23 protein-coding genes and 2 pseudogenes are annotated in these 21,286 nt (G+C 71.3%); 7 read left to right on the top strand and 18 right to left on the bottom strand.

The annotated features are described in order from the left end of the window. Positions 1-23 precede the first annotated feature (23 nt). The 4 genes from IW249_RS23535 to IW249_RS23520 form a co-directional block, all read right to left on the bottom strand. Positions 24-803, bottom strand: a complete 780-nt coding sequence (locus tag IW249_RS23535) for a ferredoxin reductase (RefSeq protein ID WP_196922746.1) — start codon at positions 801-803, stop codon at positions 24-26. Then, positions 796-1,395, bottom strand: a complete 600-nt coding sequence (locus IW249_RS23530) for a sulfite oxidase-like oxidoreductase (RefSeq protein WP_091408112.1) — start codon at positions 1,393-1,395, stop codon at positions 796-798. Before IW249_RS23530 ends, IW249_RS23535 begins: the two co-directional genes overlap by 8 nt. Before the next feature lie 75 nt (positions 1,396-1,470). Beyond that, positions 1,471-2,496 carry a TerC/Alx family metal homeostasis membrane protein gene (locus IW249_RS23525; protein WP_196922745.1) on the bottom strand — a complete coding sequence of 342 codons (1,026 nt, stop codon included), beginning with the start codon at positions 2,494-2,496 and terminating at the stop codon, positions 1,471-1,473. Positions 2,497-2,713: 217 nt separating this feature from the next. Further along, positions 2,714-3,124, bottom strand: coding sequence for a DUF2267 domain-containing protein (locus IW249_RS23520; RefSeq protein WP_196922744.1), 411 nt, complete (start codon positions 3,122-3,124; stop codon positions 2,714-2,716). A 155-nt stretch (positions 3,125-3,279) separates the two neighbouring features. On the opposite strand from IW249_RS23520, the gene IW249_RS23515 reads away from it, so the two are divergent. Together IW249_RS23515 and IW249_RS23510 are read left to right on the top strand one after the other, a co-directional pair. Next, positions 3,280-3,552 (top strand): DUF2795 domain-containing protein, encoded by a 273-nt coding sequence (locus IW249_RS23515; RefSeq protein ID WP_030332551.1) that lies wholly within the window; start codon positions 3,280-3,282, stop codon positions 3,550-3,552. Positions 3,553-3,594: 42 nt separating this feature from the next. Beyond that, a complete protein-coding gene (locus IW249_RS23510) occupies positions 3,595-4,260 on the top strand; it encodes a DUF1345 domain-containing protein (protein WP_196922743.1) in 666 nt (221 codons plus the stop codon). Between the two features lie 267 nt (positions 4,261-4,527). On the opposite strand, the gene IW249_RS23505 is transcribed toward IW249_RS23510, so the two are convergent. From IW249_RS23505 to IW249_RS23485, 5 genes are all read right to left on the bottom strand, one after another. Next, on the bottom strand, positions 4,528-5,196 hold the full coding sequence (locus IW249_RS23505; RefSeq protein ID WP_231392631.1) for a hypothetical protein: 669 nt from the start codon (positions 5,194-5,196) through the stop codon (positions 4,528-4,530). 52 nt (positions 5,197-5,248) lie between these two features. Beyond that, positions 5,249-6,223 carry a pirin family protein gene (locus IW249_RS23500; protein WP_196922742.1) on the bottom strand — a complete coding sequence of 325 codons (975 nt, stop codon included), beginning with the start codon at positions 6,221-6,223 and terminating at the stop codon, positions 5,249-5,251. A 100-nt stretch (positions 6,224-6,323) separates the two neighbouring features. Then, positions 6,324-7,325, bottom strand: coding sequence for a hypothetical protein (locus IW249_RS23495; RefSeq protein ID WP_196922741.1), 1,002 nt, complete (start codon positions 7,323-7,325; stop codon positions 6,324-6,326). Between the two features lie 234 nt (positions 7,326-7,559). Beyond that, complete coding sequence (locus IW249_RS23490) at positions 7,560-8,144, bottom strand: hypothetical protein (RefSeq protein WP_196922740.1); 585 nt, start codon at positions 8,142-8,144, stop codon at positions 7,560-7,562. 709 nt (positions 8,145-8,853) lie between these two features. Beyond that, positions 8,854-9,177 (bottom strand): MazG-like family protein, encoded by a 324-nt coding sequence (locus IW249_RS23485; protein WP_196922739.1) that lies wholly within the window; start codon positions 9,175-9,177, stop codon positions 8,854-8,856. Positions 9,178-9,518: 341 nt separating this feature from the next. Here IW249_RS23485 and IW249_RS23480 point away from each other — a divergent pair, with 341 nt between their 5' ends. Next, on the top strand, positions 9,519-10,889 hold the full coding sequence (locus tag IW249_RS23480; protein ID WP_196922738.1) for an alpha/beta hydrolase family protein: 1,371 nt from the start codon (positions 9,519-9,521) through the stop codon (positions 10,887-10,889). 66 nt (positions 10,890-10,955) lie between these two features. Here IW249_RS23480 and IW249_RS35360 read toward each other — a convergent pair. The 3 genes and pseudogenes from IW249_RS35360 to IW249_RS23470 all read right to left on the bottom strand — a co-directional run. After that, positions 10,956-11,396 (bottom strand): annotated as a pseudogene (locus tag IW249_RS35360) (hypothetical protein); the annotation flags it as partial. 80 nt (positions 11,397-11,476) lie between these two features. Continuing rightward, positions 11,477-11,669: pseudogene (locus tag IW249_RS35355) on the bottom strand (hypothetical protein); the annotation flags it as partial. Positions 11,670-12,196: 527 nt separating this feature from the next. Further along, positions 12,197-12,685, bottom strand: coding sequence for a VOC family protein (locus tag IW249_RS23470; protein ID WP_196922736.1), 489 nt, complete (start codon positions 12,683-12,685; stop codon positions 12,197-12,199). A 66-nt stretch (positions 12,686-12,751) separates the two neighbouring features. On the opposite strand from IW249_RS23470, the gene tsaA reads away from it, so the two are divergent. After that, positions 12,752-13,174, top strand: a complete 423-nt coding sequence (gene tsaA / locus IW249_RS23465) for a tRNA (N6-threonylcarbamoyladenosine(37)-N6)-methyltransferase TrmO (RefSeq protein ID WP_196922735.1) — start codon at positions 12,752-12,754, stop codon at positions 13,172-13,174. A 67-nt stretch (positions 13,175-13,241) separates the two neighbouring features. Here the strand turns inward: tsaA and IW249_RS23460 are convergent, their stop codons facing one another. Next, positions 13,242-13,871 (bottom strand): MBL fold metallo-hydrolase, encoded by a 630-nt coding sequence (locus tag IW249_RS23460; RefSeq protein WP_196922734.1) that lies wholly within the window; start codon positions 13,869-13,871, stop codon positions 13,242-13,244. Further along, positions 13,868-14,956 (bottom strand): S-(hydroxymethyl)mycothiol dehydrogenase, encoded by a 1,089-nt coding sequence (locus IW249_RS23455; protein WP_196922733.1) that lies wholly within the window; start codon positions 14,954-14,956, stop codon positions 13,868-13,870. Before IW249_RS23455 ends, IW249_RS23460 begins: the two co-directional genes overlap by 4 nt. Positions 14,957-15,140: 184 nt before the next feature. Here IW249_RS23455 and IW249_RS23450 point away from each other — a divergent pair, with 184 nt between their 5' ends. Then, entirely contained in the window at positions 15,141-15,560 is a 420-nt protein-coding gene (locus tag IW249_RS23450; protein ID WP_196922732.1) for a hypothetical protein, read from the top strand. Positions 15,561-15,585: 25 nt separating this feature from the next. Beyond that, positions 15,586-16,758: a low temperature requirement protein A gene (locus IW249_RS23445; protein WP_196922731.1), complete on the top strand. Its 1,173-nt coding sequence runs from the start codon at positions 15,586-15,588 to the stop codon at positions 16,756-16,758. Between the two features lie 6 nt (positions 16,759-16,764). Here the strand turns inward: IW249_RS23445 and IW249_RS23440 are convergent, their stop codons facing one another. From IW249_RS23440 to IW249_RS23425, 4 genes are all read right to left on the bottom strand, one after another. After that, entirely contained in the window at positions 16,765-17,676 is a 912-nt protein-coding gene (locus IW249_RS23440) for an SDR family NAD(P)-dependent oxidoreductase (RefSeq protein WP_196922730.1), read from the bottom strand. Positions 17,677-17,698: 22 nt separating this feature from the next. Further along, entirely contained in the window at positions 17,699-19,207 is a 1,509-nt protein-coding gene (locus IW249_RS23435; RefSeq protein ID WP_196922729.1) for a flavin-containing monooxygenase, read from the bottom strand. Between the two features lie 73 nt (positions 19,208-19,280). After that, complete coding sequence (locus IW249_RS23430) at positions 19,281-19,736, bottom strand: hypothetical protein (RefSeq protein WP_196922728.1); 456 nt, start codon at positions 19,734-19,736, stop codon at positions 19,281-19,283. Beyond that, positions 19,736-20,215, bottom strand: a complete 480-nt coding sequence (locus IW249_RS23425) for a hypothetical protein (protein ID WP_196922727.1) — start codon at positions 20,213-20,215, stop codon at positions 19,736-19,738. The genes IW249_RS23430 and IW249_RS23425 overlap by 1 nt, the downstream gene beginning before the upstream one ends. 44 nt (positions 20,216-20,259) lie before the next feature. Between IW249_RS23425 and IW249_RS23420 the strand changes: the two genes are divergently transcribed. Continuing rightward, positions 20,260-21,237: a helix-turn-helix transcriptional regulator gene (locus IW249_RS23420; protein WP_196922726.1), complete on the top strand. Its 978-nt coding sequence runs from the start codon at positions 20,260-20,262 to the stop codon at positions 21,235-21,237. Positions 21,238-21,286: the final 49 nt, after the last annotated feature.

Here is a 21,286-nt window from a genome sequence, read left to right as displayed (position 1 = left end):
ACACTGCGTGAGCGAGCGGGTGGTCAGCCGGTGGGGCCGAAGCGTTCGGTCTTGACCCGACGCGACGGGTGACCCAGCCCCACCAGAAGGTCGGCCACGGTCTCCACGAACGCGGTCGGGCCACAGACGTAGGTGAGCGGTTCCAGGTCCGGTGGCCACCCGTGCGTGTTGACATCGGCCAGCCCGATCCGGTGCGGCTCACCGCGCCAACCCTCGGGCGCCTCACGGGTGTAGACGTACGCGACGTCCAACCCGAAGTCGTCGCGGACCCGGCGGCGCAGCTCGTCGGCGTAGATCACGTCGCCGGGGGTGCGCACCGAGTAGATCAGCCGGAACGGCGCCTTGCTGCCCACCGCCCGCCGGGCCCGGATCATCGCCATCAGCGGCACGACGCCGGAGCCGCCAGCGACGAGCTGCACCGGCGCGGTCTCCTCGGGCCGCCAGATGAACCAGCCACCGAGCGGTCCGCGGACCTCCACCGGGTCGCCGGCACCAAAGACATCAATGAGGTACGGGGACACCTCGCCGTCGTGCACCCGCTGCACTGTCACCTCGATGCGCGGGCCTCCGGGCCCGTCCACGGCCGGCCCGGCGATCGAGTACGACCGGGCCGCCTGGTAGCCGTCCGGGGCGGTGAGCCGCAGGTCGACGTGCTGCCCGGGCAGGTGCCCCGGCCAGTCCGGCACCTCCAGCACCAGGGTCTGCGCGGTGGGTGTCTCCACCCGGCGCTCCACCAGGCGGCCAACCTGCCAACGGTTCGGCGTCCGACGCTGGGTGCTCGTCGCCGCTGCGCGCTCAGTCACCCTGGTACCGCTGTTCGCGCCACGGGTCGCCGTAGTCGTGGTACCCGGCGGTCTCCCAGAACCCCGGCTCGTCCATCGTCTTGAGCCGGAGGCCGCGCACCCACTTGGCGGACTTCCAGAAGTACAGGTGCGGCACCAGCAGTCGCGCCGGCCCGCCGTGCTCGGCGGGCAGCGGGGCGCCGTCGAAGGTGTGCACCACCCAGGCCTGACCGCCGCGCAGGTCGTCGAGGGGCAGGTTGGTGGTGTACCCGCCGTAGGAGTGCGCCAGCGCGAAGTGCGCCCCCGTGTCGACGTCGGCGAGCAGCGTGTCCAGTGAGACGCCCTGCCAGTTGGTGCCCAGCTTGGACCAGCGGGTGACGCAGTGGATGTCCACCATCGGCGTCTCCTGCGGCAGGGCCATCAGCTCCTGCCACGACCAGCGGTGTTCGCTGCCGTTCTCGGCGGAGATGACGAACTCCCAGGTGTCCAGTGACACCCGGGGCGTCGGGCCGGCCGAGAGCACCGGAAAGTCCTCGGTCAGATACTGACCGGGTGGCAGGGCCGGCTCCTGCGTTCGGGGCCGACCCTGAAAGCCCGGTGACACGATTCCCATTGCACAGTCGTACCACCCGCGCCGGCCGGGGCGGGAGCTTTCCCGCTTACCCCCTCGTCAGCCGGCGCGGCGCGGTCAGTGCCGTTCCGCGACGACCTTGCGGTCCTCGGGCAGGTCACCGCCCCGGGTGGCGCGCAGGCTGGTCAGGGTGACGACCACCAGCACACCGATGATCACGCCGAGCGAGGCCAGGGTGGGAATCTGCGGCACGCTGTCCCAGATGCCGTGCGCCCAGTGCAGACCCAGCTTGAGGCCGATGAACGCCAGGATGATGGCCAGGCCGTAGCTGAGGTGCACCAGCCGGCTCAGCGCCGCGTGCAGGACGAAGTAGAGCGCCCGCAGGCCGAGCAGGGCGAACGCGTTGGTGGCGAACACCAGGTACGGGTCCTCGGTGATGCCGTAGACCGCCGGCACCGAGTCGACAGCGAAGACGACGTCGGTGGCCAGCACCGCGACCACCACCAGGGCGAACGGCGTGAGTGCCCGCTTCGCGCCCTGCCGGACGGTCATCTTGGTGCCGTGGTAGTCGTCGACCACCGGCATGACCTTGCGCAGCAGCTTCACCGACCGCATGTTGTTGATGTCGACTTCCTGCTGATGCCCGGACATGGCATCGCGCAGCAGCTTCACCGCTGTGGCGATGAGGATGATCGCGAAGAGCAGGAAGGCGAAGTCGAGGGTCTGCAACGCCGCCGCGCCGAGGGCGATGAAGACGGCCCGCAGCACCAGCGCGCCGGCGATGCCGTAGAGCAGCACCCGCTGGGCGAGCACCGCCGGCACCGCGAACGCCGCCAACAGCAGCATGAAGACGAAGAGGTTGTCGACCGAGAGCGACTTTTCCACCAGGTAGCCGGTCAGGTACTCGACGCCCTGCTGGGAGCCGTAGCGGGCCCAGAGCCAGCCACCGAACGCCAGCGGCAGCGCTATGTAGAACGCCGACCAGCCGATGGCCTCCCGCATCGACACCTCGTGCGGGCGACGCGTGACCAGGAAGTCCAGCACCAGCAGCAGGATGACGCCGACGATGGTGACCGCCCACAGTGTGGGCGTGCCCACCGACGACAGGTCGCTGGCGGCGGACAGATACGACACGTGACTCATGTGGGGTCTCCTCGAACACCGTCATGTTCGAGGTCTCCTTCACCCATCACCTGATGGGCAACCACCCGAGGCACGCCGGGCGCGCCGTACTGACCGGAATGGTTCGTGGGAAGTACTCCCCTCGCACGACAAGGTTAGGCCAGGCGGAATCGCCACGCCAAGCGGGACATCGATGGTTGCCCTGGTAAACCGCTGTGTATCACCGGGGCGAGCGCTGTCAGCCGCGGCGCAGCGTCGCGCCCGGGGCCATCGCCGGCTCGATCAGGCCCCGATAGTCACGCGGCAGTTGAGTCGCCACGTCATCGAACTCACCACCGGTGATCGCCTCGCGCAGGGTGGTGAAGACCGCCCGGCTGGCGTCCTCGGCGGCGCGCTCCCGCACACCGGCACGCAACGCGACCCGGGCGACGAACTCCGCGGCACCGAACCGGTCCGCCTGCTCGGTGCTCGGGCTCGGTTTGAGCACGAGTTGCAGCGGTTGGGGCAACTGGGCGGCCAGGTCCAGGACCTCCCCGCCGGTCAACCGCTCGGCGAACGTCTCCAACACCGCCCGGGTCAGCTCGACCGCCTGCTCGGACGACGTGGCGGTGCGCTGGGAAACCTGGTCGATGAAAGTGTCGTAGTTCATCGCGTACCCCCTTGGCTCGCGTCGGCGTCTGCGGGTACCCGCGGCGGCCGGGGAGAAACGGCGCCGGGAATCCTTCGCGGGGTGGGCGTGACCGGCCGGCGGGCGGGTAACCGCCGCCGGTCGTCACCACATCGATGCCCGAGGGAGCCCACGCCATGGCGAGCTACGCCGACGTCCTGCAGTACCTGTCGAGCCTGGACTACCCGGCCGAGAAGGACGACGTGGTCCGCGAGGCCGAACGGGAGGGTGCCCCGCCGGACGTGCTGAAGGCGCTGCGTGCCCTGCCGCCGGTCGACTACGCCAACGGGACCGAGGTGGCCCGGTCGGCCGGGATCGAGGCGGCGCCCGAGGTCGGCCCCGCCCAGCGGGCCGAGCAGGCCCGGGACAAGAAGCACAACAGGGTCTCGCAGCACCTGCGCGGCATCTGACCCGGCGGTGACGCCCACCACCCCGACCCGGGAGCGTCCCGAATGACCCAGACCGGCCCCGACCGGCCAGCGGACGTGCGTTTCCCGGCGGCGAAGCAGCTCGCCGTCGTGGCGGTGGTCGGCGTCGTCGCGGGCTTCGCCTTCACGCTGCTGCTGCCCCTGCCGCTCGCCGCGCTGGCCGGCTGGGACGTGGGCGCGCTGAGCTGGCTCGTGCTGGTCTGGCACAAGATCTGGCCGATGGACGCCGAGCGGACCGCCCACCTGGCCGTCCACGAGGACCCGAACCGGGCGATCCGGGACGCCCTGCTGCTCGTCGCCTGCCTGGCCAGCCTGCTGGCCGTGGGACTGGTGGTGGCCAGTGCGCAGAGCGCGCCCCCCGGAACGGCCCGGGAGCTGCACAGCAGCCTGGGGGTGCTCAGCGTGGTGCTCTCCTGGTTCGTGGTGCACACCGTGTTCGCCGCCCGGTACGCCCGGATCTACTACACCGGCCCGGACGGCGGGGTGAACTTCAACCAACCCGAACCGCCGCGGTACTCCGACTTCGCGTACGTCGCGTTCACCATCGGGACGACGTTCCAGATCTCCGACACCAACCTGACCAGCAACGAGATGCGTCGTACGGTGCTGCGGCACTCGATGGTGTCGTACCTGTTCGGCGCGTTCATCATCGCCGTGACAGTGAACCTGCTGGCCGGTCTGGCTCGGTAAGCGGGTTTTCCCGGCCGCGCTGTCCCCCGGAGTGCGACACGGGGGCGGGGCCGATCGAAGGGCCGGGACAGGCGGGCGCCCCTGGTCACGAACCGCGACCCAGGGCGCCACGCAAGCCTGCCCAGGCGGTGAACCGCATCCGAACCGGTCGCGGTCACCAGGCGGTGGAGGTCCGCCCGAACCGAGCGGCCAGCACTGCCGGGTCCAACCATACGGCAGAACATCCTCCGTTTGGTCAGAATTTGGGGAAGTGTGGGCCAGGGCACGTCACGGCCGACGGGTCACCTCCGCGTACCGATGCTCCAGGTCAACCCGGGCCAACGCCCCCACCAGCCAGGCCAACTGCTCCGACTCGCCACTGGCCAGGCCGGCCAGGTCGTCCGCCGACCTACCCAGCCCGAGCCGACGCGCCGCAGCCAACGCCCGCCGGTCGGCGACCGGGGCCACCTCCCGCCACAACGCCTGCGCCTCCCGGAGAAACAGCTCGACGACCTGTTCGTCCACGCCCGGAAGCTCGGTCAGCAGGGCCCGCTCCCGGACCGGGTCGTGGTGCGCCACCGCCCGCAACCGGCGCAGATCACCCCGGTACCGCTCGACCACCGTCCGGGCCAGATCACCCAGCACATCGGCTACCGCGGCCACGTCACCACGCTGACCGCTGGCGCGCAGCACCCGTACCCGGTCCTCGTGCAGCGAACGGGCCAGCCGGGCCGCGCTGTCCCACCCCTCGTCGCGCAACGCCCGCGCACCGTCCAACGCCCGTCGGAAGTCACCACGACGGGCCAACAGCACCGACAGGTAGAGCACCTGGAACAGGCTCGCCGGGTTGTTGGTCACCCGGAACCCGTACTGCTCGGCGAAGCCCCGCCCGGTGCCGGCCAGCCGGCGCGCCAGGCGTTTACGGTCCTCCACCGAAGTGATCAAACTGGTCGTCATGCCGGCGACTACCCGCGCCGCCAGGGGGTCACACGCCGGCCACGCGTGCCCGTCACCCGTGCAGGCCGCCGGTGCGGTCGCGGGCCTTGAGGCGGGTCGTCGGCAGGGCGGGGGCTGGCAGCGGCGGCGCCGGATCGTCGGCGACCACACCGAAGCGTCCGTCGCCGGCCATCCAGTCCTCCCGGGCCGCGGCGATCTCCTCATGTGACCGGCCCACGAAGTTCCACCACATCACCAACGGCTCCTCGAACGGCGTACCGCCCAGCAGCAGCAACCGGGCTCCGGCCCCGCCACGCACTGTCAACTCCCGGCGGCCCGAGCCCAGATACAGCAGCGCCCCCGGCTCGAACCCCACCCCGGCCGCCTCCGCCGACCCGGACATCGCCAGCACGGCGTACTCGAAATCGGGCCGCAACGACATCGTCGCCGGCGCCTCACCGCGCAGCTCCAGCTGCACCCCCACCAGCGGGGTGTGCACCACCGCCGGCGACCGCTCCCCGGCGAACTCGCCGACCAGCACTGTGAAATCCAGATCGCCGTCCCGCCAGCGCGGCAGGTCGGCGTGGTGCGCGAAATCGGCCGCTCCGGCCCGCGCCGGGTCCGGCAGCGCCACCCAGAGCTGCACGCCGTGCATCACCGGCGGGTGGGTGGCCGGCGACCGCTCCGAGTGGGCGATGCCCTTACCGGAGGTCATCACGTTCAGCTGGCCGGGCACGATCGGCTGCACGTTGCCGAGGCTGTCCCGGTGCAGGATCTCCCCGTCGAGCAGCCAGGTCACCGTCTGCAGCCCGGTGTGCGGGTGCGGCGGTACCTCCATCCCGGGCCGCTGCGCCACATCGTCCGGGCCGAAATGATCCACGAAACACCACGCGCCAACCATCCGCCTGGCGCGCTGCGGAAGCAGCCGCCGCACCGTGGTGTACCTACCCAACGGCACGTCGTGGCCGGGCAACAACACGCTGCCGGGATCGACGTCGGCCACGCCAGGCGGTCGGGTCTGCGCCAGCATTGATTCAGTACGCTCCACCGCCCGACTGTACGCGCCCACCGACCCGCGACCGCGTCGCTTCCAGCCAGCCAGGCGGTTCACCAGCTCGTGGTGATCAGGGCGGGCTGGCCGGCGTGGTTCACCGGTTGCTGGAAGACACCAGCACGCTGTTGGCGCCGGCAACCAGGTCCAGGTACAGGCGCTCCGCCGACCGGTCCCAACCCGGTGTACCCAGCACCGAACCCGCGGCCACCCCATCCCAGCGGTCGTCACGTACCACCACCGAGCCGGCACCGACCCCCGCCCGAACCCGAACCGGGGTCTCCCCCGGAACCCGGACGTCGAGCTGGCTGGTCCCGCCGGTGAGTCGTACGGTCAGGATGCTGGCGGGGTTGTCTGAGCGCGGGCCGGTGGGGTTGCCAGAGCCAGCGGCGGTGATCGGTGGCAGGAGAATCTCGGTGCGGCTGGAGCCGCCAGCGAGTTCCACGCCCAGCAGCCGGGCCCGGGTCAGGTCCAACACCTGACTACTCACCCCGCCAACGAGGTGGAGACGCCAGGCGACCCGCTCGTTGAGCAACACCCGCGCGGTCCGCGGTCCGCGCGCACCGGACTCCACAAGGTCGAGCCGCACGGTCTCCCCCTGCACCGCCGGTCGGGCCGCCACACTCGAGCCGGCCGGGGTACTGATCCGGTACAGGTCATCGCCCAACTCGGCCACCCGCAACTCGAACGCTGACAGCCCGTCCGCGAGCACGAAGGTGCCCTTCTGCCGCCCTGCCAGCGGCGCTGTCGACAGTTGCTCGGCAGCAGCACCCGCACCACCGCGGCGACCCCCAGCCCCGTCCGGATCGGCGACGCCCCCTGGACGGCCGTCACCACCCTGCCGGGCGCCGTCGGGACGGGTGCCGTCGGGACGGGTGCCGTCGGGACGGGTGCCGTCGGCTTGGCCGGAGTAGGTCATGCCGAGGCGGTCGGGGTCCGCAACGATCACGGCCACCGCCGCCGCACCCAGGAGCAACACGACGGCAGCGGCAGCCACCAACAGGCGAGCACCGGTGGACCACCGCCGTGGTGCGGCCCCACCGGGGGGTTCCGGCTCTGACTCCGGTTCGCGATCCGCGCCGTACCCCACTGCGGCCATGCCTCTATCCCTCCGCCGGTCCCCGGTCAGGGGTACGTACCCGCCAGCCGATCGGATCACTCGGCGCCGATCGCGTCGCTCCGCTGCGTCGCCGACGTAGATCTTGGACAGTTTCCGTTCGGATGCAGCGGAAAGACCGCTGGCCGGCACCCCGAATATCGGGTGCCGGCCAGCGGTCGGTGGTCGTGCCGGGTAGTGCGGTGGTGCGTGCGGGTGGCTCAGCTCTGTTGCAGGTCAGCTGTTCCAGTACTGGCCGACCAGGTCAGCGGCCTGCTGCTCCCACGGGGCGTAGGCGTCCGGGTACGCCGAGACCTGGACGGTCTGCGCGGCGTCGGTCAGGGGCATGTCCTGCCACCCGTCGACCTGCTTGAGGCCCTTGAGGAACGCGGTGGTCGAGTACTCGGGGTCGGTGATCTGCTCCGGGGTGCCCCAACCCGAGCTCGGGCGCTGCTGGAACAGGCCCAGCGAGTCGTGGTCATTCATATCGCCGAGGTGGCCGAGGTTCTCCAGCTTCGACTCCTGCAGGCTCGTCGCGATCGAGATCACCGCGGCCCGCTCCGGCAGACCGGCCTTCTTCGTGGCGGCGATGATCGCCTTGACGTTGGCGGTCTGCTCATCGTTCAGGGTGATCCGGGACTGGTCGCCCTGGGTGCCGTGCGGGATCAGCTTGCTGATGTCGGGCTTGTCAGCCTGCACCGCGACTGCCACGGGCTTGGCGTCGACCGAGTTGGACATGTGGGCGACCGGGCCGGCGAAAACACCGCCGGCGAACGCGAGACCAGCAACAGACAGCATGCTCTTACGGAAGATCGTGTTCATGGGGGTAGCTCCTTCGGGGGTAGGAACACCCGCACCACCAAAGGGGGAAGGTGGCGGGGTGTGAGCACCTCGTCCGGCGCTGCACGTACAAGGGGGAAAAGTTTGGGGGTGACGCCCTGTCGGGCCTCGGGTCGGCGGCCTGCGAGCGGGGCTCGTGGCGCCGGGTCCATGTGTAACGACCGGCGGGCCGGGGTCATTCCGGGGTGGCCCATCCATCGGCACCCTCAACAAGGCGATGCCTGCGGTCGTTCGTGGGGACTGCAACGACCGGGCGGAGGCCGGCATTCCAACCTGCGCCACCAGCCCCGTGGGGCGGGGCGGCGGGCCGGGTGGTGCTGCGATCGTCAGGGTATGTAACGACCCCCGCCCGCCCACGATTCCAGCCCACCGGTGCACCCGGTCACAACCCAGAACTGCCCAGCGTGGCACAAACCGCCCAGCCATCGTCGGACCTAGCGCGTCCAAGCACCCCACACCCGCGTGATCCACTCGGGTTTACGGAAGTCGGGGCATCCGGGACGGTGGGTCACCGCGTTATCAAGGAACCCGAGTCGATCACGAATGCATCGACGGGGGGCGGCGCAACCCAAGTGCGGGCAGGGTTCACATATCGCATGGGCCATCCCCCGCGCAGCAAGTGGCTGCTGCGTGCCGGGCTGAGCAATCGGATGGCGGCTGGCGATAAGCGCGGACCGGGCATGACTGGGCGCTAGGGACGTGCTTGGTTTCCCAGGCGGGAGCGGACCTTTGCGGCGCAGGCGTCCATGCTCGTTCGCGCGTCCAGCCCCAGGCTTTCGATGGCCACCAACGCGGTGAAGGCCACGTCGGCCAACTCCGCCGCGACGTCCTCGCGGGTGTGGGTGACACTCTTGCGCGGATTCTGCCCGAGAAGACCGATCCAGGCGGCCGACGCCTCCCCCGCCTCCTCGGTCAGCTTGAGGATGCGGCAGGTCAGCTCCGTCTGCCCGGTGCCGTTCGCCGCGTCCAGCCAGCTGCGCGACGCACGGGCCGCCTCCCAGATCGACTCGTCCACGGCGACCAGTCAACCCGATCGGCCCACCGGCCCGAACGCCCGGGTACGGCACGACCACGAAGCGGTGAGCCACCGACGGACAGATCGACAGCCAGGACAACGGCCGGGACGACCGACGAGACGGGAGCCACGGCCTCCGGCGGGCACCGGGTCGAGTGACGGCGGCCTCCGTCCGGGAGGCGTCTCGGCGGACTGACCGGCTGGACAGTCGTGCTTGACCGGCTGCTCAGCGTACCCATTGACACTGGTCGACGGCGGTTCTAGGTTCAGGACGCTACCGGCCGGTAGGCAACCGTCCCGCTGGTCGCCCCCGGGCGACATCCGTCCGATGGGGAGCATCGATGCTGTCCACACCCGTTCGTACCCTCCGCCGGCTGCTCGCCGCCGCCGCGACGCTGACCCTCGCCGTCGGGCTGGCTGGTGCCGCGCCGGCCAGCGCCACCGGTCGCGACGCGAGGGGCGGCGAGCCGCTGCCCGGCTACACCATCGAGAATCCGCCGTTGGCCCCACTGGTCGTGGGCGGCAAACCGACGACGGTACGCCAGGGCGTGCACCGGCACGCCGGGTACATCATCGAGGTCCCGGCCCGGTGGAACGGTGACCTGGTGTTGTGGGCGCACGGCTACCGCGGTCAGGGCACTGTGCTCTCGCCGGAACCGCCGGCCTTCGGGCTGCGCCAGCGCCTCCTGGAGCAGGGGTACGCCTGGGCGTCGTCCTCGTACGACCGGAACGGCTTCGACATCCGCTCCGGTGTGCTGGGCACGAAGGATCTCGCCGACCACTTCGGGCGGACGGTCCGTCGACCGCAGCGCACCTACGTCGCCGGGGTGTCGATGGGTGGGTACGTCATCGGTCGTTCGCTGGAGCAGTATCCCGGCTTCTACGACGGCGCGTTGCCGATGTGCGGGGTGCTCGGTGATCAGACGCTGCTCGACTTCTACCTGGACTACAACCTGGTCGCGCAGACGCTCTCCGAGGTGCCGGCGTATCCCACGCCGGCCGACTACCTGACCAACGCGGTGCCCCGCATCCAGGTGGCACTCGGGCTGGCCGGGCTGACGCCCACCGGGCCGGACACCACCACCGAGCGGGGCAAGCAACTGCGGGCGATCACTGTGAACCGTTCGGGCGGGCCGCGTCCGGGAGCCGACGCCGCGTTCGCGCTCTGGAAGGACTTCCTGTTCTCGATCAGCGTGCCCACCGGGAGCGGCAACTCCCCCGCCCAGCGGCCCGGGCAGCTGTCCACCAACCTGCTCACCCGCTACACCCCGAACAGCCCGGTCAACGTCAACGCGACAGTGCAGCGGGTCGCACCGGAGAACGTGTGGCAGCGCCTCCTGCCGACGCTGACCGAGGTGCCGCGGATAGCCGGTCGCCCCAGCGCGCCGGTGCTCAGTCTGCACGGCCTCGGCGACCTGTTCGTACCGTTCAGCATGGAGCAGGCGTACGCCACCGACGTGGCGCGGCACGGTCGCAGCACGTTGGTGGTTCAGCGGGCGATCCGGGCCACGCAACACTGCGAGTTCACAGCGGCGGAGGCCGGCGCCGCCTGGGACGACCTGGTGTCCTGGGTACGCACCGGCAAGCGTCCGGCCGGCGACACCGTCACCGACCCGGCGGTGGTGGCCCGACCCGACTACGGCTGCCGGTTCAGCGACCGGGCCGCGTACGCGGCCGGGGTCGGCACCCGCCGCCTCTACCCGGCCTGCTGAGGTACGCCTACACGAAGAACCGGCCGGCTCCCGTCGAAGGGAGCCGGCCGGCCTCGTGTGCGGGTGTCACCAGAGCTGCTGGACGATGTCCGCCGCCTGCTCCTCCCACTGCGCGTACGCGTACGGGAAGGCGGAGACCTGCACGGTCTGCGCGGCGGTGGTCAGCGGCAGGCCCTGCCAGCCGCCGACGTTCTTGAGTGCGGTGAAGAACGCCGTCGCGGCGTACTCCGGGTCGGTGATCTGGTCGGGCGTGCCCCAACCGGACGACGGACGCTGCTGGAACAGGCCCTGCGAGTCGTGGTCGTTGTACGCGCCGAGGTGACCGAGGTTGTACAGCTTCGACTCCTGCAGCGAGGTGGCGACGCCGATCACGGCGCCCCGGTCACCGACGCCGGTCTTCTTGGCGGCGTCGACGATGGCCCGGGCATTGGCCAGCTGCGCGTCGTCGAGGGGTACGCGCGACTGCGCGCCCTCGATGCCGTGCGGGATCAGCTGGGCCCGGCTCGGCTTGCCGGCCGGCGGCTTGCCGGTGGCGGAGCCGGTGGTCAGACCCGACTCGACGGGCTGTTCGTCCTGGCGTGCTGAGGTGGCGGCCTTGCCGGTGGCGAGGTCGATGGCGGCGACGGCGCCCTGGTGCGGTCCGGAGGTGACCGGGGCGGCGGCTGCGGTCGGCGCGAGCGCCAAACCGCCGAGGGCGGCCACACCCGCCACGCTCAGCGCGGTCTTGCGGTACGAGTCCTTAGCGATGGCGGGGAGCCATCGAGTGAAGTCGGCCTTCACGATGGTTGCCCTTTCGATCGTGCGGAGCGCTCCGGGGTGAACGCTCCTCGGGAGATGACCGCGGAAAAGGGTTTGGGCTCCGGCGGTACGGGGGACACAACCAGGTTCACCTGTCGGTCATTCCGGAAATGCCCGACGGTCAGCTCGCTGCGGTGCCGGTCACGGCCCGGAGTCGGACATGGCTGCTCTGCCCGCATCAGGCCAGACAGCCGTGACGGAGGGTGTTCTCGGACCCTGGGGGCACGGTCCGGAAGTCAGCCTTTGCTCTGCTTACCTATACGCACCGGCCACGTTCCGTGGCGATCCGGGCGTATGGGGAGAGACCTCCGCGGCTGGCGGAAAGCGCCCATTCGCAGGTCACGGGCCGTGGTGCGTATAGGTAAGCAGAGCAAAGGGGCCATGCGGCGTCAGGGGAGGCAGGTAGTTGGCGGCTTGCCGCTACTGTCAGTGAGCCTCTAGGCCCCAGCACTCTGGCTCAGGGTGCCACCGCGACGGGAAACCGTGCCGCCGGGCAATCAATTCCACCGTCAGGTGTCGCCGTCACGTCCGGGCTTCGCGTCCCCCGTCCCGACACCCTGGTCCGGCGTGGCGAGTTCCTGGAAGACGGTGATGTGCAGGCCGGCGGGGGCGTCGAGGCGGGAGTTGAGCGACTGCCACGGCGTACGCGTCGGCGGCGCGACCTCGCTCGCCCCGGCGGCCACCAGACGGGCGGTCGTCGCCGCCGCATCGTCCACCTCGAAGGCCACCCGGATGCGCGGCGCGACCTGCCGACCCACCTCGACCTCGTCGATCAGGCGTTTCTGTGCGGGGTTGGCGATCTCCAGGGTGGCGCGGCCGGCGTCCAGGATCACCACCCGGGCGTCCCCCTCGCCGCTGAACGCCGCCTCCTCCGGCAGGCCCAGCGCGTCCCGAAAGAACGCGACGGCGGCATCGTGGTCGGCGGCCTCCACCACGAGACGCAGCTGACGGACCACGGGCACGGGCGGATCGGCGGGGACGGGCTGGTCGGCGGCCATGAGCAGGATCCTAACGGCGCGGCGGGGCTAGGTTGGGACCGTCCAGGAGGGAGGGAGGGAGCGAGGATGGTGGAGAGCGAGGATGCGTACCTGCTGCACCCGGTGGGTCGGGTCGCCTCGTCGTTGACCGACGCGGCGAGCGCGCCGCGGCAGGGCGACGAGGGGGCGCCGGCGGCGTGGCTGGTCTTCGACCCGCAGGTCGAGCGGGCCCTGCGTGACCTGCGGGTCGGCGCGGAACTGCTGGTGCTGACCTGGCTGGACCGCGCCCGGCGCGACGTGCTGGCGGTGCACCCACGCGGCGACGAGAACCGGCCGGAGACCGGGGTGTTCAGCACCCGCTCCCCGCACCGGCCCAACCCGATCGGGCTGCACCGGGTGCGGGTCCTGGCGGTGGACGGGCTGCGCGTCGAGGTGGCCGACCTGGAGGCCCTCGACGGCACCCCGATCCTGGACGTCAAACCGGTGCTGGGCGCGGCCGACGAACGATGAGTTCGTCGACCACGCACCACCACGTCAGCAGTACGACGCGTCGGGCCGACCGGAACGCCCGCAGCGGTCAGTGGCCGCGGGCCAGCCACTCCTGCAGGTGCGGGGCCTCCGCGCCGATCGTCGTGTCGTCGCCGTGGCCGGTGTGCACGACCGTCTCCGCCGGAAGGGTCAGCAGGCGGGTGCGGATGGACCCGACGATGGTGTCGAAGTCGCTGTACGAGCGGCCCGTCGCGCCCGGACCACCGGCGAAGAGCGTGTCGCCGGTGAACACCGCGCCCAACTCCGGTGCGTGGAAGCTGCACGCACCGGGGCTGTGCCCGGGGGTGTGCAGCACCCGCAGCGTGGTGCCGCCCACCTCGATGCTCTGCCCGTCGTGCAGCTCACCGTTGGGCGGCAGGTGCGGGTGGACCATGTCCCAGAGGACCCGGTCGGCGGCGTGCAGCAGCACCGGCGCGCCGGTGGCCTCGGCCAGCTCGGGCGCCACCCGGACGTGATCGTCGTGGGCGTGGGTGGCCAGGATCGCCCGGACGTGCCGGTCGCCCACCAGGGCGAGGATCGCCGCCACGTCGTGCGGCGCGTCCAGGACGACGCACTCGCGGTCGTCACCAATCACCCACACGTTGTTGTCGACGTCGAACGTCTGCCCGTCCAGGGAGAACGTGCCCGAGGTGACCGCGTGGTCGATCCGGGCGGTCACGGGAACACCACCACCGAGCGGAGCACGTCGCCGTTGTGCATCCGGTCGAACGCGTTCTCCACCTGGTCGAGCGCGATCTCCTCGGTGACGAACGCGTCGAGGTCGAGCCGGCCCTGCAAATACAACTCGGTGAGCATCGGGAAGTCCCGGCTGGGCAGGCAGTCGCCGTACCAACTGGACTTGAGGGCCCCGCCGCGCCCGAAGACGTCGAGCAACGGAAGCTCGACCTGCATCTGCGGGGTCGGTACGCCGACCAGCACCACAGTGCCGGCCAGGTCGCGGGCGTAGAACGCCTGCTTCCACGTCTCCGGTCGGCCCACCGCGTCGATCACCACGTCGGCGCCGAAGCCGCCGGTGGCGGCACGGATCGCCTCGACCGGGTCGGTCTCGGAGGCGTTCACCGTGTGCGTGGCGCCGAACTTGCGGGCCCAGTCGAGCTTGCGGCTGTCGGTGTCCACCGCGACGATCGTGGTGGCGCCGGCGAGGAGCGCACCGGCCACCGCCGCGTCCCCGACGCCGCCGCAGCCGATCACCGCGACCGAGTCGCCCCGGGTCACGTTTCCGGTGTTCATCGCCGCGCCCAGCCCGGCCATCACCCCGCAGCCGAGCAGACCCACGGCGGCCGGTCGGGCCGCCGGGTCCACCTTCGTGCACTGCCCGGCGTGCACCAGGGTCTTCTCGGCGAACGCGCCGATCCCCAGCGCCGGCGCGAGTTCGGTGCCGTCGGTGAGGGTCATCCGCTGGGTGGCGTTGTGGGTGTTGAAGCAGTACCAGGGCCGACCCCGGCGGCAGGCGCGGCAGACCCCGCAGACCGCCCGCCAGTTGAGGACCACGAAATCGCCCGGGGCGACGTCGGTGACCCCCTCGCCGACCTGCTCCACGATGCCCGCCGCCTCGTGACCGAGCAGGAACGGGTAGTCGTCGTTGATGCCACCCTCGCGATAGTGCAGATCGGTATGGCAGACACCGCACGACTGGATCCGGACGATCGCCTCACCGGGCCCGGGATCGGGCACCACGATGGTGGTGACCTCGACCGGCGCGCCCTTGCTGCGGGAGATGACTCCCCGGACTTCCTGGCTCACTTCGCCTCCTGCTGGTGGTCTGCGGCAGGGCCGGGCGCCGCGTGGGCGGGTGTGCCACGGGCTCGGCGGTGGGCCCCCGGCGAACCTACCGCGACCACCACGGCCAGCCCAGCCGGCCCGGCGGGTTATCGCGGGCGGTCCGGGGTACGCGGGCCGCATTCGACCACGGCCGACGGGAGTGACAATGAAAACCGCGCACCTGCCACTGCGGGTCAGTATCGGCGCGTACTTCCTCAACTCGGGTCTCGGCAAGCGCACCCTGGAGGGCACCGCCGCCGAGGGCTTGCACGGGATGGCGGTCGCCGCCATGCCCCAGCTCGGTCAACTCGAACCGGCGCGCTTCGCCAAACTGCTGTCGTACTCGGAGATCGCCCTGGGGGCGGCGCTGATCGCGCCGTTCGTCCCGGCGCCCCTGGTCGGGCTCGGCCTGACCGCGTTCGGCGCGGGCCTGGTGCAGCTGTACCTGAAGACGCCGGGGATGCGCGAACCCGGCAGCATCCGCCCGACCCAGCAGGGCGCGGGATTGGCCAAGGACGTCTGGCTGGTCGGCGCGGGGCTGACCCTGGTGCTGGAAGGGCTGACCCACGGCCGTCGGCGCGGCTGACCGGCGGGCGGCCTGAGGAACTGCGGTGAGCCAGCCTCGGTCGGTGCGGCCGTTCTACCGGCCGATGCGGCCACGTCGTCGCGACGAGCCGCACCGTACTGCCACGCCGCTGGAACTCTTCTTCGACCTGTGCTTTGTGGTGGCCGTGTCGCAGGCCGCCACCAACCTGCACCACGCCGTCTCCGAGGATCAGCTCGGCCACGCGCTGACCAGCTACCTGATGGTCTTCTTCGCGATCTGGTGGTCGTGGATGAACTTCACCTGGTTCGCCTCGGCCTACGACACCGACGACGACCTCTACCGGATCACCACGCTGGTCCAGATCGCCGGCGCGCTGATCATCGCCGCCGGAGTGCCGCGGGCGTTCAACGACGGCGACTTCAGCGTCATCACGTACGGCTATGTGGTGATGCGGATCGCGCTCGTGGTGCAGTGGTGCCGGGCCGCCGCCGGTGACCCGGCGCACCGCCGGGCGGCCCGGCGGTACGCGATCGGCGTCAGCATCGTCCAGCTCGGTTGGCTGCTCCGGCTGGTCCTGCCGCCGGATTGGGGTACCGCGGCGTTGCTGCTGCTGGTCGTGGCCGACCTGCTGGTGCCCGCGGTGGCCGAGCGGCCGGGGATGACCCCCTGGCATCCGCGCCACATCACCGAACGGTACGGGCTGTTCACCCTGATCGTGCTCGGTGACGTGGTGCTGGCCACGTCGGTGGCCATCCAGACCGGGGTGGATGCCGGCGACCGTCACCTCTGGTCGCTGGCGGCAGCGGCCACCGTGATCGTGTTCGCTCTCTGGTGGCTCTACTTCGACCGTCCCATCGACGCGCCCGACCGGATGCCGTACACGCTGGTGTGGGGCTACGGCCACTACCTCATCTTCGCGGCGGTCGCCGCTGTCGGCGCGGGTCTGAGCGTGTCGGTGGACCACGAGCGGCACCTCGCGCACATCTCGGGAAGGACCGCCGGGTACGCGGTGGCCGTCCCGACCGCCGTCTTCCTGCTCACGGTCTGGGTGCTGCACGTACGCCGGCAGCAGCACGGCGCGGTGGTCGTCGCCTTCCCGGTCGTCGCGCTGCTGGCACTGCTCACGCCGTTCGGTCCGGCGCCGGTGTACGCGGTGGCGGCGCTGCTGGTCGCCCTCGTGGCGTTGACAGTGGTGCTGCGTCGTCGCGACGTGGGCCCGAGGGCGACGGTGGTCTGACCGCTGTCACGCCACCTCGCGGGCTGGGTCGGCGAGGGCGTCGGCGGTGCGGGGCACGGGCACGCCGGGGGCCGGCGGCGCCGGACGCGCCACTCCCCGGTTCAGGCCGGTGACCAGGACCCGGTTGTACGAGGCTGGCATGACCCGGGCCAGCAGGTCGGGCAGCTTCGCCGACCAGCCGATCAGCACCCGGCCCCGACGCCGCTCGACGCCGCGCAGGATCACCTCGGCGGCCCGCTCCGGCGCGATGGTCAGCAGCTTCTCGAACTGCGCTCGGCCGGCCGCGTACTCGTCGTGGGACACGCCGCTGCCGATCCGGGCGTTCTCGGTGATCCGGGTCCGGATGCCGCCGGGATGCACCGAGGTCACCCCGATGCCGTCGTCGACCAACTCGTGGCGCAGCGCCTCGGTGAAGCCGCGCACGGCGAACTTGCTCGCCGCGTACGCGGTCTGCCCGGCCGGCGCGATCAGCCCGAACAGACTGGAGATGTTGACCAGGTGTGCCCCCGGCTCGGCCCGGAGGGTGGGCAGCAGCGCGTGGGTCAGTTGCGCCACGGCCCGGAAGTTGACGTCGATCACCCAGCTGAACTCGTCGAACGTCACCTGGTCGAACCGACCGCCGAGGCCCACACCGGCGTTGTTGATTAGCAGGCGTACGCGTGGGTGCCGCTGGCCGATCTCCGCGGCCACCTGGGCGGTGGCGGTCTGGTCGGCGAGGTCCACGAGGTACGTGGCGAGCTGACGATCCGGGTGGTCGGCGCGGATCGCGGTGGTGACCGCGTCCAGCCGCTCGGCGTCGCGGTCCAGCAGGACCAGATCGCTGCCTCGGCGGGCCAGCGCGTGGGCCAGCGCCGCGCCGATGCCACTGGCCGCCCCGGTGACCACGGCGGTCGCGCCGGCGAAGTCGAACCTCTGCACGATCGTGCTCCTCTGCTGGCGGTTACCGACGCTCGGACGCGACGGGACGTGAGGTGCGGTCAGGCGCGGTCATCCCGCGGGCGCGCGAGAACCGCACCCCCTCGTCGGTGAGCCGGCCGTACCGCATCAGCAGCACGTCGCGGGCGTAGTTCTGGTGCAGCCGCCACGGCGCTGTCGCACCCTGCTTGGGCAGCGTGTCGACGGCCCGCAGCACGTAGCCGGAGCGCAGGTCGATCAGCGGCACCCGCCCCGCGTCGGGCGGCGGGAGCGCTGTGACGACCTGCTGGCCGGTGCGGTCCAGGTGCCGCAGCAGTCGGCAGACGTAGCCGGCGACCAGGTCGGCCTTGAGCGTCCACGACGCGTTGGTGTAGCCGAGGGTCAACGCGAAGTTCGGCACACCGGAGAGCATCATGCCCTTGTAGGCGACGGTGCCCGGCAGGTCGACGTCGACGCCGTCCACCCGCAGCGTCAGGCCACCGAGGGCGAGCAGGTTGAGCCCGGTGGCGGTGACCACGATGTCCGCGGCCAGCTCCGCGCCGGAGGTCAACCGGACACCGGTAGCGGTGAAGGTGTCGATGGTGTCGGTCACCACCGACGCGGTGCCGTCGCGCACCGCCGCGAACAGGTCGCCGTCGGGTGCCACGCAGAGCCGCTGGTCCCAGGGGTCGTAGCGGGGCGAGAAGTGCCTGTCGACGTCGTACCCCACCGGGAGCCGGCCCCGCGCGGCCCGGCGCAGCACCCGCTTGACCAGGCTGGGCGCACGCCGGCTGAGCTGGAAGTTGACTGTGGACAGCAGCACGTTCTTCCAGCGCACCACCGGATACGCGGCCTTCGCCGGCAGCCAACGCCGCAACGCGTCGGCCAACCGGTCGCGGGCGGGCAGCGCCAGAAGGTACGTCGGCGAGCGCTGGAGCATAGTCACGTGCGCGGCCCGCTGCGCCATCGCCGGCACCAGCGTGACAGCTGTGGCGCCGCTGCCGATCACCACCACCCGCTTGCCGGTGTGGTCCAGGTCGTCGGGCCAGTGCTGCGGGTGCACCAGCCGCCCCGCGTACGCCTCGACACCGGGCAGGGGCGGGGTGTAACCCCTGTCGTAGCGGTAGTAGCCGGCGCAGGCGAAGAGGAACGAGCAGGTCAGCACCACTGTTTCGGCGGTGTCGGTGCGCTGGGCGTGCACCGTCCAACGGGCGGTGTCGCTGTCCCACTCGGCGCGCAGCACCCGGTGGCGGAAGCGGATGTGCCGCGGCACGTCGTACTCCCGGGCGGTCTCCCGCACGTACTCCCGGATGGTCGTGCCGTCGGCGATGGCCTTCGGCGCGGTCCACGGCTTGAACAAGTAGCCGAGGGTGAACATGTCCGAGTCGGAACGGATGCCCGGATAGCGGAACAGGTCCCAGGTGCCACCGATGGCGTCGCGCGCCTCCAGCACCGCGTACGTCTTGTCGGGGCAGTCACGACGCAGGTGGCAGGCGGCGCCGATGCCGGACAGGCCGGCACCGATGATCAGCACGTCGACGTGGTCGGAGGCCATCGCGTTCCTCCATCCGGGGCGGTGATCGGACCCTAACACCGCCTCCGGATGGCCGACAGTTGTCGCGAGAGCGCTAGGACGCCCGGGTGAAGGTCATGATCCAGTTGGTCTCCCAGGTCTGCTCGCCGTCGACCGAGAACGCCTGCTCCCAGCGGGCGGTCGTCGCGCTGATGCCCGACCAGATGAACCGGCACCGGACCGGGCGACCCTCGTGCTGGTCGTCGGCGTAGAAGCGGCCGACTCCGTCGACGAAGCGGCCCACCATCGGCGGCTGTCCCAGCACCCCGGTGTCGCTGCTCATCCAGTAGATCGACCACTCCTGCCGGGCCGGGTCGAAGATCCGGACCGTGGCACCGGCGGAGCCCTTGGTCGGGAAGGTGATCTCGTCGAAGTGACCGCCGCCGGCGAAGAAGCCGTGTGCCACCGACACCCCGGGAAACTCCTCCCACTCGTCGGAGCCGACCAGCCGCTTGCGCAGCCGCCGGTTGACGACGTTCCAGGTGCCCACAAAGAAGTCGAAGTCGCCCATCAGCGGCCCACCGGCCCTTCCGCTCGCGTGTCGTCCAGATATCCAGGCAGGTTGGGAGCGTCCGGCGCAAGCACGTGCCGAACCCAGGCGGCCCGTTCGTGCTCCAACACCGCCAACTCCCAGACGCAGCCGACGGCGGGTCGACGTACCTCGACGAAGTTTGTCGGATCGTCGTCCGGGCAGTCCAGCGCCGGTTGACCGGCCGCGGCGACGCGGACCTCCACCGCGTTGTCCCACACCCAGGTGTACGCCAGCAGGTAGGCACCGGTGTCCGCGCCCCGGTGCAGCACCACCCACCCGGCGGCCGGGGTGCCGTCGTCGACGAGGTCGACCAGCAGGAGGGGCAGCTGCTCGTACGCGGCCTTCTCCACCTCGGGTTCGATGGGTCGCTCGGGCTGGTCGATGTGGTAGCGCTTGAGGTGCCGGCCGTTCACCAGCACCGGTCCGGGCGTTCGTAGTTCCTTGTCGCGAAATGCCATGGCGGGACGGTACGAGCGGTCCCCTGACAACTAGTGTCAGTGAAGTGCGTGCTTCTCGACTTCTCTCCGTCCTGCTGCTGCTCCAGTCGCATGGGCGGTTGACCGCCGCGCAGCTCGCCGAGCGGTTGGCCGTCTCTCCCCGCACCATCTACCGGGACGTCGAGTCGCTGCATGCCGCCGGCATCCCGCTCTACGGCGAGGCCGGGCACGCCGGCGGTTACCAGCTCGTCGACGGGTGGCGGACCCGACTGACCGGGCTGACCGCCGAGGAGGCCGACCGGTTGTTCCTGGCCGGGCTGCCCGGCCCGGCCGACGAGTTGGGCTACGGCGACGTGGTGGCCGCGCTGCAACTCAAGCTGCACGCCGCGCTCCCCGCGCCGCTGCGCGACCGGGCGACCCGACTGCAACAACGCTTCCACCTGGACACTCCCGGGTGGTACGCCGACGGCGACGCCTCCCCCGAGCTGGCCCGCACGGCCGAGGCGGTCTGGCGGCAGCACCGCGTCGAGGTGCGCTACCGGGGCTGGAACGGTGAGGTGACCCGCGTCCTGGAGCCGTACGGCCTGGTGCTCAAGGGCGGCCGATGGTATGTGGTGGCCGACCAGCCCGGCCGGGGCGCTCCGAAGACCTACCGGGTCAACCAGATCCTCGCGTTGACCCCACTGGCGCAGGAGTTCGACCGCCCCGCCGACTTCGACCTGCCGTCCTGGTGGCGGGCGCACGTGGTGCAGTTCCGGGCCCGGCTGCACCGCGACGAGGCCCACGTCCGGCTCTCCCCCGCCGGGCGGGAGCGGCTGCGCGAGATCGGCAGCGATCCGGTGGTGAGCGCGATGGACGCCAGCGCCGGGCCACCGGACGCACGGGGTTGGGTGACCGCGGTGCTGCCGATCGAGTCGCTCACCCATGCCCACGGCGACCTGCTGCGCCTCGGCGCCGACGTCGAGGTGCTGACCCCGGCGGCGCTGCGCGAACGGCTGGCCGCCACGGCGGCCGGGCTCGCCGCGCTCTACTCCCCCGCCTGAACAGCCCCCGACGTCTCCACAGTGGAAGAGTCGGGGGCGTCGATTGTCG

The sequence above is a fragment of the Micromonospora vinacea genome (genome assembly GCF_015751785.1).
Classification (GTDB): domain Bacteria; phylum Actinomycetota; class Actinomycetes; order Mycobacteriales; family Micromonosporaceae; genus Micromonospora; species Micromonospora vinacea.
This window is presented reverse-complemented; position numbering and strand designations above follow the sequence as displayed.

Coding starts and splice junctions, on each gene's coding strand:
- IW249_RS23530 (WP_091408112.1), bottom strand. CDS start 1,395: ATGGGAATCGTGTCACCGGGCTTTCAGGGTCGGCCCCGAACGCAGGAG.
- IW249_RS23525 (WP_196922745.1), bottom strand. CDS start 2,496: ATGAGTCACGTGTCGTATCTGTCCGCCGCCAGCGACCTGTCGTCGGTG.
- IW249_RS23520 (WP_196922744.1), bottom strand. CDS start 3,124: ATGAACTACGACACTTTCATCGACCAGGTTTCCCAGCGCACCGCCACG.
- IW249_RS23515 (WP_030332551.1), top strand. CDS start 3,280: ATGGCGAGCTACGCCGACGTCCTGCAGTACCTGTCGAGCCTGGACTAC.
- IW249_RS23510 (WP_196922743.1), top strand. CDS start 3,595: ATGACCCAGACCGGCCCCGACCGGCCAGCGGACGTGCGTTTCCCGGCG.
- IW249_RS23505 (WP_231392631.1), bottom strand. CDS start 5,196: ATGACGACCAGTTTGATCACTTCGGTGGAGGACCGTAAACGCCTGGCG.
- IW249_RS23495 (WP_196922741.1), bottom strand. CDS start 7,325: ATGGCCGCAGTGGGGTACGGCGCGGATCGCGAACCGGAGTCAGAGCCG.
- IW249_RS23490 (WP_196922740.1), bottom strand. CDS start 8,144: ATGAACACGATCTTCCGTAAGAGCATGCTGTCTGTTGCTGGTCTCGCG.
- IW249_RS23480 (WP_196922738.1), top strand. CDS start 9,519: ATGCTGTCCACACCCGTTCGTACCCTCCGCCGGCTGCTCGCCGCCGCC.
- IW249_RS23470 (WP_196922736.1), bottom strand. CDS start 12,685: ATGGCCGCCGACCAGCCCGTCCCCGCCGATCCGCCCGTGCCCGTGGTC.
- tsaA (WP_196922735.1), top strand. CDS start 12,752: ATGGTGGAGAGCGAGGATGCGTACCTGCTGCACCCGGTGGGTCGGGTC.
- IW249_RS23450 (WP_196922732.1), top strand. CDS start 15,141: ATGAAAACCGCGCACCTGCCACTGCGGGTCAGTATCGGCGCGTACTTC.
- IW249_RS23435 (WP_196922729.1), bottom strand. CDS start 19,207: ATGGCCTCCGACCACGTCGACGTGCTGATCATCGGTGCCGGCCTGTCC.
- IW249_RS23430 (WP_196922728.1), bottom strand. CDS start 19,736: ATGGGCGACTTCGACTTCTTTGTGGGCACCTGGAACGTCGTCAACCGG.
- IW249_RS23425 (WP_196922727.1), bottom strand. CDS start 20,215: ATGGCATTTCGCGACAAGGAACTACGAACGCCCGGACCGGTGCTGGTG.